The organism is Ktedonobacter racemifer DSM 44963 (assembly GCF_000178855.1).
GTDB classification, from domain to species: Bacteria; Chloroflexota; Ktedonobacteria; order Ktedonobacterales; family Ktedonobacteraceae; genus Ktedonobacter; species Ktedonobacter racemifer.
Genome location: NZ_ADVG01000004.1, coordinates 1,802,787 through 1,814,941, shown reverse-complemented (window position 1 = coordinate 1,814,941; position 12,155 = coordinate 1,802,787). Strand labels below are relative to the sequence as shown.

Annotated in this window: 8 protein-coding genes; 3 read left to right on the top strand and 5 right to left on the bottom strand. The window is 56.6% G+C overall.

Annotated elements, in window-relative coordinates; translation table 11 throughout:
• Positions 1 to 55 precede the first annotated feature (55 nt).
• From KRAC_RS49560 to KRAC_RS64120, 5 genes are all read right to left on the bottom strand, one after another.
• Positions 56 to 970, bottom strand: coding sequence for a sugar ABC transporter permease (locus KRAC_RS49560; protein ID WP_007920283.1), 915 nt, complete (start codon positions 968 to 970; stop codon positions 56 to 58).
• 20 nt (positions 971 to 990) lie between these two features.
• Positions 991 to 1,980: a carbohydrate ABC transporter permease gene (locus KRAC_RS49555; RefSeq protein ID WP_007920281.1), complete on the bottom strand. Its 990-nt coding sequence runs from the start codon at positions 1,978 to 1,980 to the stop codon at positions 991 to 993.
• A 109-nt stretch (positions 1,981 to 2,089) separates the two neighbouring features.
• On the bottom strand, positions 2,090 to 2,371 hold the full coding sequence (locus tag KRAC_RS69835; protein ID WP_083815166.1) for a type 2 periplasmic-binding domain-containing protein: 282 nt from the start codon (positions 2,369 to 2,371) through the stop codon (positions 2,090 to 2,092).
• 14 nt (positions 2,372 to 2,385) lie between these two features.
• A complete protein-coding gene (locus tag KRAC_RS49550) occupies positions 2,386 to 3,378 on the bottom strand; it encodes an extracellular solute-binding protein (protein ID WP_083815165.1) in 993 nt (330 codons plus the stop codon).
• Positions 3,379 to 3,632: 254 nt separating this feature from the next.
• Positions 3,633 to 4,055, bottom strand: a complete 423-nt coding sequence (locus tag KRAC_RS64120) for a MarR family winged helix-turn-helix transcriptional regulator (RefSeq protein ID WP_007920279.1) — start codon at positions 4,053 to 4,055, stop codon at positions 3,633 to 3,635.
• Between the two features lie 885 nt (positions 4,056 to 4,940).
• Between KRAC_RS64120 and KRAC_RS64115 the strand changes: the two genes are divergently transcribed.
• From KRAC_RS64115 to KRAC_RS49525, 3 genes are all read left to right on the top strand, one after another.
• Positions 4,941 to 7,868 carry a protease pro-enzyme activation domain-containing protein gene (locus KRAC_RS64115; RefSeq protein ID WP_007920277.1) on the top strand — a complete coding sequence of 976 codons (2,928 nt, stop codon included), beginning with the start codon at positions 4,941 to 4,943 and terminating at the stop codon, positions 7,866 to 7,868.
• 177 nt (positions 7,869 to 8,045) lie between these two features.
• Positions 8,046 to 9,407: a flavin monoamine oxidase family protein gene (locus KRAC_RS49530; RefSeq protein WP_052569259.1), complete on the top strand. Its 1,362-nt coding sequence runs from the start codon at positions 8,046 to 8,048 to the stop codon at positions 9,405 to 9,407.
• Positions 9,408 to 9,675: 268 nt separating this feature from the next.
• A complete protein-coding gene (locus KRAC_RS49525) occupies positions 9,676 to 11,976 on the top strand; it encodes an MMPL family transporter (RefSeq protein WP_007920273.1) in 2,301 nt (766 codons plus the stop codon).
• Positions 11,977 to 12,155: the final 179 nt, after the last annotated feature.

Here is a 12,155-nt window from a genome sequence, read left to right as displayed (position 1 = left end):
CAGGCTAGCCTGGACCCTATAATTTATTCTGGTGTACCGATAGGAAGCGCGATTACTAGCCTTTGACGCTGCCGCCGGTAAGGCCGGTGATGAGGTAGCGCTGCGCCCAGAGGAAGACAATGAGCACAGGAATGGTCACCAGGACGGCCGCAGCGGTCAGCAGGTGCCAGTCCGCGCCGAAGTTGTGGACGTAGTCCTTGATGCCCACGGGCAGGGTGACGTTATGGGCATCGTTCAGGAAGGTGAAGGCCAGCACGAACTCATTCCAGGCGGCCATGAAGTTGAAGAAACCAACTACGGCCACGCCAGGAATGGTCAGGGGCAGGACGATGCGCCAGAAGGTCTGGAACGAGCTCAAGCCATCAACATAGGCCGCCTCGTCCAGCTCTTTGGGTACAGTATCAAAGAAGTTTTTCAGCATCCAGACGCTGAAAGGGAGGGCCGTGGTCGCATAGGCAATTACCAGGCCGTAGTGATTATCGATCAGGTTAAACTGCACATATAAATTGTACAGCGGCACGAGCAGGAGCACGCCCGGGAACATCTGTGTAATCAAGAAGGAGACCAGGATGGTCTGCTTACCCAGGAAGTTCCAGCGTGAGACGGCGTAGGCCGCCGGGGCCGCGAAAAGGACGCCCACAATCGTTGTCAGAATGGCGATCTTGAAGCTGTTAAAGGCCCAGGTGAAAAAGATGCCACCATTGTCAGTCAAAACATGGGCGTAGTTGTCCAGCGTGGGGTGAGACGGGAAGAGCTGGAAACTGGCCGTAAAGATGTCCTGCGGCTGCTTGAGCGAGGTCGCTATGATCACAATCAGGGGGAAGACGCAGAGAATGACCACGATAATCATGATCAGGTGCGCCCCCAGCGACTCAAGCGTGCGGCCGATGCGCTTTCCACTGCGTCTCTTCTGCACAACCTTCTGACTACTCAGAGAAGGTTGACTCACTCTATCAGTAATTTCTGCCATGGGTCTTTCCTTTTGCCTGCCTAGTAGACAGTCTCATTAGCACGCAACAGTCGCGAATAGAAGAAGGTAAAGATGAGCAAGATCAACAGGATGATGACGCCATAGGCTCCACCAACGCCAAAGAGCTGCTTACCCTGAATAGCCTGAACCCAGGCGTATGTTACCAGTGTCTGCGTGCGATTGAAAGGGCCACCCTGCGTAATCAGATAGATGATGCTAAAGGCATTAAACGTCCAGATGACATCCAGTAGCGTCACCAGGAAGGCGATTGGGCGCAGCATGGGAAGTGTAATAAAGCGCAATGCCTGCCAACGGGTGGCTCCATCAATGGCGGATGCCTCGTACATCTCTGTTGGAATACTCTGAAGTCCACCCAGAAGCGTAACAGTTGTGAAGGGGATGCCGAGCCAGACGTTGACGATAATGACCGAGACAATCGCCCAGTTGGGATCCGAGGCCCAGGGAATGATGGGCAGGTGCATGCTTTGCAGGGCCACATCAATAAAACCATACTGCTGGTTAAAGAGGAAAAGCCAGCCAAAGGCGGATACATACTGTGGCATGGCCCAGGGTACCATCAACAGGACACGATAGATGGCGCGGAAGCGCATTTTGCGATTCAGAATGAGGGCCAGTCCCAGGCTGATAACAAAGTGCAGCACGATATTGGCGACAATCCAGATCACGGTTTGTAAGAGGATATGCGCTCCATCGCTGCCGGGCGTAAACCAGCTCTGGATGATATCGATATAGTTTTGAAAGCCAACAAATTTGTATGTCGCCGGGAGAGTGGTACTACCCAGGTGGAGTGCGATGTTATCTTGATTGGCATTGGTAAAGCTTAGCACAATGCCATAAATCAGGGGGTAGTAGACAATAACTGCCATACTGATGAGTATGGGCAGAAGCCAGAGATAGGCGCGACCAGCAATCTTAAACTGCTGCTTCCTCTCGCGTTTGACCTGCTGGGCAGATAAATTTGAACCAGGCGGTTCGGTAATTACTGCCATGATACACGTGTCTCCTCTCAACCATCGCGTGGAGAAAATTTTTCTGTGATGGGTGTACCGTGGCAGCCGTAGGCTGCCACGGTACACCCATCACAGAAAAGCCATCAGCTTAGTTTGAAGCCAGAAGCTTCTGCCAGCTAGCTGCCACGCCATTGAGGGCATCGGCAGGAGCCTTCGCGCCAGCCAGGATGGCCTGAACGGCAGGATCGAAGTCTTTGAACAGCTGTCCACCCTGAGGAATCACAGGGCGGCTGACCGCTACCTGGCGAACAGCGTAGTAGCCAGAGATGACTGGATCAGACTTGACCGTGCTGTCAGCATAGGCCGACTGGCGTGTGGGCAGCGTATGGTTGGCTTTGGCAATCGCAACCTGGCTGCTGGTCGAGCTCATGAAGGAGATCTGTACTAGATGAACTTGTAGGACTCTTCAGGATGCTTGGTGCCAGCGTAGATCACGTAGGTATGGCCGCCCGTTGGGGAGCCAGTCACACCCGTGGGGCCCGCGGGGATCGCGGCGATACCCAGATTGCTGTGGTTGGAGGTAAAGGCGGAACCGGTAAGGATGTTCGAAACCTCCCAGGGACCCTGGAAGATCATGGCGGTCTGACCATCTTTGAAATCGGTGGTCATGTTGTTGTAGCCATTGTTGAAGTCGACCTTGGCTGGCATGACTTTGTCCTGGTTCTGCAATTTGGTCAGGAAGTTCATACCATCAACCGAACCCTGGCTGTTAACCTGGATCTTGCTGTTGTTGTCGATCATGCCGCCACCGAATGACCAGAAGAAGGGCAGGGCGAAGTAGGAGGCGCCAGAGGTCTCAAAGCTATACTTGGCGGCCTTCGACTGCTGGACCTTCAGGGCGTCGGCCTCGAAGTCCTTCATCGTGGTAGGGGGGGTGGTAATCCCGGCTTTGGCAAGAACATCTTTATTGTAGAGCATGGCCAGGAAGTCGGTCACCTGGGGCAGGCCATAGAGCTTGCCATTATATTTGTCGTAGTTGAGCGCCGAAGGCAGATAGTCGGCCAGGTCGCTCTGCGAGACCATCGGATCAATCGGGAGGAGGTAGCGTGAGGAGGCAAACTGGGTCGCCCAACCCACATCGGAACGCAGGAAGTCGGGAGCGGTACCCGCCTGGGCCGCCGTCGCGAACTTGGCCTGGGCATCGGCGAATGGAACGAGCTGAGCGTTGATCTTGATATTGGGGTTCTGGCTCTCGAACTGTTTGATCAGATCAAGAATCACAGGGGCTTCAGCCGTTCCCTCGGTGTACCAGTAATTCAGAGTGACAGGCCCCGTCGATGGGGAAGAAGAAGAATCTGCACCGCCACAAGCCGACAGGAGCATCGCGCACAGGATCGTGAGCGGGAGCAAGAGTGATAGGACACGCTTCAATGACATGACCTCGAACCTCCATAAAATAGAGAGATTTATAATTACTCATATAGACTATGAGCCACGGCTCCAGAGTAGCAAACACAAAGCACATGCGTTATAAGAAAATCAGCATGTATCTATGCATAGCGTACTACATAAGCGAGAACGAATAGAATAGGCATAGGTGCCAGGAAATTTTCCACGCAACACTGCGTGATGGATAGTGTGGATATCGGTACTGCTGGCGTAGAGCCTGTCTGGTACGCTTTTCAGGTGTATCAGGGCAGAGATGAAGCTTTGATCTGTTCCAGGTAGAGCTCGATATTCTCGCTGAATGCACGCAGGCAATCGCGCACATGAGCTAACTGCTCAATATCGACAATATTCAATTGTTTGCAGATATGAGCTTCATGCAGCCCATGTAAGTGATCTCGCAGTTGACGGCCCTGCGCTGTCAGCGTGATCAGGATCACACGCCGGTCGCCAGGATCAGTCTTGCGCTCAACAAGCTGCTGACTCTCCAGCCGGTCAACAATGCCGGTCACGTTACTTTTATCCGTAAACAAAACGCGACTTAACTCTACCATCGAACAACCCTGCTGCTCATCCAGGTGTTGCAATGCCCAGTACCGACGTGTGTTCACCCCATATGAAGCGAAGAATTGACGATCGCTATCATCCAGGAGAACAGATGTCTTCATGAGTAGACGATATACATCTTGCTCAACAGCAACATGCTTGCTCTCTATACTGATTGTGGCAAAGAGCCCTCATCCCTTACAAGAAATGAGAGGACTTGCCGCCCTCCTTTGCTTCTCTGGCAAGACAAATGAGCCTCGCCCGGAACCTCCAGGCGCGCCTTTCGCCTGGCTGCTCGAATTAGTATACTTTTAAACAGTTCAGTTATCAACTGTCTTGCAGGCAATTTTCCGCGACTTCTCCAAGGTCCGCCCTTAGCGTAAGCTTTCGCGCCTGCGGCGCTTAAAGGTTAGGATGGTATGGGGATGTAGTATGGGCGAATGCCCATGCTACATCCCCATACCACAACCAGGGCGAACTCAGGGCTTTCAACTTCTTGTGAGAAAGGGAAGAATGCTCTTCCTCACAAGCGCTTTCTCGCGACAAGAGTGGCTTCGCGCCTGCGGCGCTCTCGGGGAAAGGGGGTGTGGGGTGGCAAACGGCTTTGCCGTTTGCCACCCCACACCCCCTTTCCCCGAGGCGAGCAGAGCGAGCCGAGGCAAAAACGAATACAAGTCTTATATAAGTCTTTGTATGAGAGGCCGGGCTTAGAGAAGATGGGGTAAGACATAGAGCACTTTCTATGCATGAAAGTGCTTCAAAAGGGCATTGGGCGCAGAAGACATGGCTGAAGTGGCGCGAAAGCATGATGAGGTAATATTCTCCTAATCCATCCCTTTGCCTGTTGGCGGGGTGGAGGCAGACTACCCGTTTCACCTTGAGAAGGGGCGCAAACTGTATCCCCTTCTGTGTACTGTGACCAGGTGGCGACTATCTTGCACCTCCTGGTAGAGTAGGGGAGCCAGGGCCGCTAGCGCGCGCCAGGGCTTCTAGAGCGAGGTTCAGCCTTGAAGAACATATTTCTTCGACTATCGCCCCGGCGTTGGGCGATCTTCGTCCTGGCTACGATTACGATGATCGTGCCAGCGTTTCTCTTACATTCTACGGCCGTTCAGGCGGCGCCGCCCAGTGGACGCTCAATCATATCCGGGCACCTGGTTCCCGCCCTACAGCACCACTCGCCTCTACACACCTCGTCCGCAAACCGGCAACTCCAGCTCTCTATCGCGCTCAATCTGCGCAATAAGGCCACGCTGGAGGCCCTGGTACGCGCTCAGAGCGACCCGCATTCCTCGCTGTACCACCAGTACCTGACGCCCCAGCAATTCGCCACGCAGTTTAGCCCCACTGAAGCTAGCGTCAGGTCAGTCGTTAGCTACCTGCACAGCCAGGGCTTACAGGTCAGCTCGGTTGCTTCAAACCGCCTCTTAATCGATGCATCTGGATCTATCTCTGCTGTTGAGCGCGCCTTCAACATCACAATCGCCGATTACGCGCTCAATGGGAGCACCGTCTACGCTCCTACCAGCGAACCGTCTGTCCCGGCCAATCTCTCTGGCCTGGTGCTCAACATCAGCGGCCTGGACAATGTGGCGCATTATCATCCCGCAACGCGCCTGGCGCCTGCCGCAGGCCCTGGCGGCGGTTATACACCGACCGATCTGCGCACTGCCTACGACATGAACTCGCTGATCAGCAGCGCCAATGGCAGCGGGCAGACCGTCGCTATCTTTGAGCTGGATGGGTATAACGCCTCGGACGTCAACACCTATCTCAGCCAGTACAGCCTGGGATCGGCCAAGTACTCCAATGTCCTGGTGGATGGAGCCACCAATACAGCGGGTGCTGGTGCCATCGAGGTCGAACTGGATATGGAGGTTGTCTCGGCCATCGCTCCGGGCGCGACCCAGAAGATCTACATTGGACCCAACTCGACGACTGGTGTCAACGATACCTATAACAAGATCGTCACCGATAATGTCGCCAAGGTCACCAGCACCAGCTGGGGTCTCTGTGAGGCCTCTTCAGGCACCTCTGAGCTGAGCGCCCTGGATAATATTTTCCTTCAGGGATCTTCGCAGGGCCAATCCTTCTTCGCTGCCTCTGGTGACTCTGGTGCCTACGACTGCAACAATACCAGCCTGGCGGTAGACTCGCCTGCCGACGATCCCCACGTGGTCGGCGTTGGTGGTACCAACCTGCAACTGGGAAGCGGCAGCAGCTACGGCAGCGAGTCGGCCTGGTCCAATCCCAGCGATACCCAGCGCAGCCCCAAAGGCGCGGGCGGTGGCGGCGGCTATAGCACCTACTTCTCCAAACCCTCCTATCAGAGTGGCACGGGTGTGGATAGCAACAGCATGCGCCATGTCCCCGATGTATCGGCCGATGCCGATCCCGCGTCCGGCTACTCCGTCTACTGTACCGTGAGCGCATCGGGCTGCTCCTCCGGCTCAGCGGGCTGGATCGCAGTTGGCGGCACCAGCGCGGCGGCTCCCCTATGGGCTGGCGTGGCCGCGGACGTTAACTCCTACCTGGCAGGCCAGGGCAAGAGCACGCTTGGCAACGTTAACGCCGAGCTCTATACCCTCTTCAATACCAGCCAGACCTACACAGCCTATCACGATGTGACCAGCGGCAACAACCTCTTCTACAATGCAGGCACTGGCTATGATCTGGCGACCGGCATTGGTACCCCAGACGTCTGGAACTTCGCGCGTGACGCGGCTGGTACCACTGGCGGCACCAATGACTTTTCTATCAGCGCCAATCCCACCAGTCTCTCAATTGCCCAGGGTGGCAATGGCACCTCTACGATCAGTACAGCAGTCACGACTGGATCGGCGGGCACAGTGAGCCTCTCCGCGAGCGTCTCGCCTGCTGGCCCAACCGCATCGCTAAGCCCCACCTCGGTCACGGCGGGCGGTTCCTCGACCTTAACAGTCAGCGTAGGCTCGTCGGTCGCGGCGGGTACGTATACCGTTACGGTCACGGGTACCGAGGGGAGTGCTACGCATACTGCCTCCGTTACGGTCACGGTCACGACCTCGGGCGGTGGCGGCGGCATCACCAATGGCGGCTTCGAGACCGGGTCACTCTCGGGTTGGACTACGGCAGGCACGACCTCGACCAGCACTACTGCTCACTCAGGCAGCTACTCTGGTGAGGCAGGTAGCACTTCGCCAACCAATGGCGATAGCAGCATCAGCCAGACCTTTACCGTTCCCAGCGGCAGTGGCACACTCTCCTTCTGGTACCGCGTCACCTGTCCCGATACCGTCACCTATGACTGGGCCACGGCCACCCTCAAGGACAACACGAGCAACACCACCAGCACCATCCTGGCCAAAACCTGCACCAACAACTCCACCTGGGTCCAGGTCTCGGCCGGAGTAACCTCGGGTCACTCGTACACATTGACTCTGACCAGTCACGACGACAACTACGCTGGCGATGCCACATATACCCTCTTTGATGATGTGGCGCTCTCCGCGGCGGCCACCAATCCGGTGACGAACCCTGGTTTTGAGACCGGGTCCTTCTCCGGCTGGACCACTGCGGGCACGACCTCGATCAGCAGTACTGCTCACTCAGGCAGCTACTCTGGTGAGGCGGGCGGCTCTTCAGCCACCAACGGTGATAGCAGTATCAGCCAGACCTTTACTGTTCCCAGCGGCAGTGGCACGCTCTCCTTCTGGTACCGCGTCACCTGCCCCGATACCGTCACCTATGACTGGGCCACAGCGACCCTTAAGGACAACACGAGTAACACCACCAGCACCATCCTGGCTAAAACCTGCACCAACAACTCCACCTGGGTCCAGGTCTCAGCCACGGTCACGGCGGGTCACTCGTATACCCTTACCCTGACCAGCCATGATGACAACTACGCTGGCGATCCCACTTACACCCTCTTCGATGATGTAAACGTTCACTAGCCAGGCTAGTCAGTCATACCCAACCCGAAGGGATGGTCTCAAAGATGAGGCCATCCCTTCTTGTTTGTGTGGTACGACGCTGCTCTAAATAAGGACTGGTGGTGCAACACTCGCCTGTTAGGATACAATACTGAGAGGACCAATTGAACAGACGTAGGAGAAAAGAGGAAAATGTTTATGCCCACGACGGATGTGCTCATCATTGGTGCCGGTATCGCCGGCCTGGGAGCCGCGCTCAAATTACAACGCCAGGGCTACCGGATGACGATTCTGGAGGCACGCAACCGCGCAGGGGGCCGTATTGCCACCGTGGAGCACCAGCAGCCTTCCTCTCATATAAACGGCACCAAGTCGAACGCCTGGAGCGAGCTGGGAGCCGAGTTTGTGCATGGCATGGAGCCACACCTGCTCTCCCTCTTCAATGAGGCTGGACTCCTCCTCAATGAGGAGAGCGGCCCCTTCTCCTTTATCCGCTCGGGGCAGGTGTTAGATGCACACGAGGATGTAAAGGGAAGCGCGACCATCCTCGCGGCCCTATACGCTTACGTGGGACCCGATTGCTCAGCGCAGGATTTTCTGCAACGGCATTTTGCCTCCAAGCACTGGCAACAAGCGCGTGCTCAGGTTGTCTCCTATATTGAAGGCTTCAACGCCGCGCGCCTGGAGGATGTCAGCGTCCACTGGCTCCAGCAGTGTCAGCACGCGGCCGACTCTATCAACGAAGAGCGCCAGTTTCGCCCCCTCTTCGGCTATAGTCGCCTGATAGACTGGCTGGTACAGCAGCTTGGAAGCGAGAATATCGTCTATGAACAGGAGGTGCGGCGTCTGAGCTGGTCTCCTGGCAGCGTCACGGTTCAGACGCGTAATGCTCAGGGCGAGAGAGAGAACTGGCAAGCGCGCGCCACGATAGTCACGATACCGCTGGGAATCTGGCAGGCTCCGGCAGGCGCACGCGGAGCTATCGCCTATGAGCCGGATCTACCAAGCAAGTGGAAGGCGGCACAGGACCTGCGTATGGGGGCCGCGATGCGCGTCGTCTTCCATTTCGATGATTTCTTCTGGGAACAGGAGGGAGAGCAGCAGCAAATTGCGCTGCCCGGCCTGGGCTTCCTGCGCAGCGATGACCCAACCTTTCCCGTCTGGTGGACTCAGGCACCCCTGCGCGTGCCAACCCTGACGGCCTGGGTTGGTGGCACCCAGGCCCTGCCCCTGGCGGAGGCCGACGAAGCCTCGCTCGTTGAGCAGGCGCTTCAGGCTCTCTCACGCACAATTGGCCGCTCCATCGAGACATTACGGTCTCACATCCTCGCTACCGCGACCCACAACTGGAGCCGCGACCCCTACGCACGTGGAGCTTATAGCTATGTCCCCGTCGGCGCCGTAGATGCGCCCACCCGCCTGGCCGAGCCGCTTGAAAATACGCTCTTCTTCGCCGGCGAGGCCACCGATACGCTTGGCTTTACCGGCACAGTCCATAGCGCCCTCCTCACGGGCTACCGCGCCGCCAGTGAAGTCACGACTGCGCTTCAGATCGAGTAGTGGCCCGACGCTGCTAAAGCACGCGTCTACATATAATGACGCCAATACCCGTTCATTATATGTAGACGCGTGCTTTAGCAGCGTCGGTTAAGAGCTTTTTGCGTCCTACTTAGAAGCACCTTCCCACATGGGTAAGTTCCCTCTTTGCTGCCTCAGACTATGGTATTATTCACAGGGAATACCTACTTTTTGAAGATACCAGACATTGGTACATTGAAATGCTGCCATGTGGCGGATTGTGTTTCTTGGTAAGGCGAAAGGATGCCCTATGTTACTCTGGCTTGGTGACAAGCTGTACCGGACGCGGTGGTGGGTGGTTTTGTTGGCAGTTGTACTCACCGTTGTTATGGCTCTGTATGGTTTCCAGGTCTTTGATGCCCTGCGGGGCATTGGTATCGAGGACCCGCATAGTGAGTCTATTCAGGCACGCGATCTACTCAAAAACACCTTTGCCTCCAAAGGCAAGAATACTGATACAGTGCTGGTCCTGCTCAGCGATCCGCACCTGGTGGCGACCGACCCGCAGTTTGCGCAGGCCGCACAGCAATTAAGCGCAACCTTGAAGACCCGCCCGGAGGTCTCAGCCTTCTCCTCCTATTACACGACTCACAGTTCTTCTTTTCTCTCGCACGACAAGCACCAGGCCTTGCTCTATATGGAGGTCAATACCAGTGCGGGCGGGACAAAGGTCTATGACGCCCTGACTCCGCTGCTCAAGGCGCCTCCGCTGCATGTCGACATAGGTGGCTCACTGGCGACCGATATTCAGTTTAACCAGCAATTGGAGCACGACCTGGCCTTTTCTGAGACCATCGCCCTGCCCCTGGTAGCCTTGCTACTGGTGCTCATTTTTAATGGACTAGTCGCGGCGCTGCTCCCCTTGCTAATTGGTGGCTTCGCCATTGTCGGCTCGTTCGCGATCCTGCGCGTGATTACAACCTTTACCAGCGTCTCAAGCTTCGCCACAAATGTGATTACCATTATCGGGCTGGGCCTGGCGATTGACTACGCGCTCTTTATCATCACCCGCTTCCGCGAGGAACTGGCGAGCAATCCAGACCAGGTCAGCAGGGCCGTTCAGCGTACGATGGCGACCGCCGGGCGCACCGTGCTCTTCTCGGGTCTGACGGTCTGCACCAGCCTGATAAGCCTGCTGATCTTTCCCCAGGATGTTCTGCGCTCGATAGGTATGGCCATGATCGCCTCGGCGCTGGTCGCGATGCTGGGATCAATCACGCTTCTGCCTGCTATCCTCGCTCTGCTGGGGCGCCACGTGAACGCGCTCTCGATACAACGCCTCTTGCGTCGCCGCCAGCGTTCCGCCATCGATACACGCCAGGGCGCCTGGTACCGCCTCTCCTACTTTGTGATGCGCTGGAGCATTCCCATTACGATTGTGGCTATCGCCTTTCTGCTGCTGCTGGGTACGCCCTTCCTGCATGCCTCATTCTCGCAGACCGATGAGCACTCGCTGCCCTTGAATGCCTCCTCGCGCATCGTGGTAGAGCAGCTCAAGCAGAACTTCCCTGACCAGGATAACTCTCAGCTCACGATTGCCATGCGCACGCTGGGGGATGCCCTGAGCACAGAGAACCTGGCCAAACTCGATACCTATGTCAGCAAGCTTAAACAATTGAAGCATGTCACGAATGTGCAGAGCGTGGTCAGCCTGGTCCCCGGCCTGACGCTAGCGCAATATCAGCAACTCTACGCGCATCCAGCCTTAAATCCGCAAATCACAGAGGCGGCCAAACAGCTGGCCAAACAGAACGTGACCGAGATTATCCTGACGGCGAACCTGGATGCCAACTCTGATGATGCCAGAAGCCTGGTCAAAGATGTGCGCGTCATCACGCCGCCTACAGGCCTGAGCCGGATGGTGGGTGGCACGCCAGCGGAAGAGGTGGACCAGTTTGCCAGCCTGCTGGCGACATTCCCCTACGCTCTGCTCCTGATGGGCGTGGCGATCTTTGTCCTGCTCTTCCTCATGACTGGCTCACTGATTATGCCGCTCAAGGCCATTCTTCTGAATACACTCTCCCTGACCGCCACCTTTGGCGCGCTGGTCTGGATCTTTCAGGATGGACACCTGCAAAACCTGTTACAGTTCAGGGCCTTTGGCAGCCTGGATAGCACTCAGCCTATCCTCATCTTTGCCATCGCCTTCGGCCTCTCCATGGACTACGAGGTCTTCCTGCTTAGTCGCATCAAGGAGCAATTTGATCGCAGCGGGGATAACCGCGAGAGCGTGGCGACCGGCCTGCAACGCACTGGCTGGCTGATTACCAGCGCTGCGCTGCTGCTGGCAATCGTCGTGGCAGCCTTCGCCTCCTCGCGCATCCTGGTCATTCAGGAGATTGGCATCGGCATCTCGCTAGCTATCCTGATAGACGCGACCCTGGTGCGTGGCCTGCTGGTACCCGCGATGATGAACCTGCTTGGCGACTGGAACTGGTGGGCGCCTCGCCCCCTACAAGTACTCTGGCAGCGTTTCGGCCTGCACGAGTCCCTGGAGGATCAGCCCACAGGCACACTGTATACTCCAGAAGAAGAGGCCGCACCCGTTTGAGGCCGCACCAAATGTGAACTACCACTGAGCTGAAGACGCAGTGGCTTCTTCGGAAGTCACTGAAGACGCAGACCAGGAGCTCCTTCGGAAGCTTGAGTTCACCAGACTCGTTTCCAGAAATGGGAACAGCGTTCGATTGGTCATGACACCTGCGGTTGACGCATCAGACCGCTGCTCTG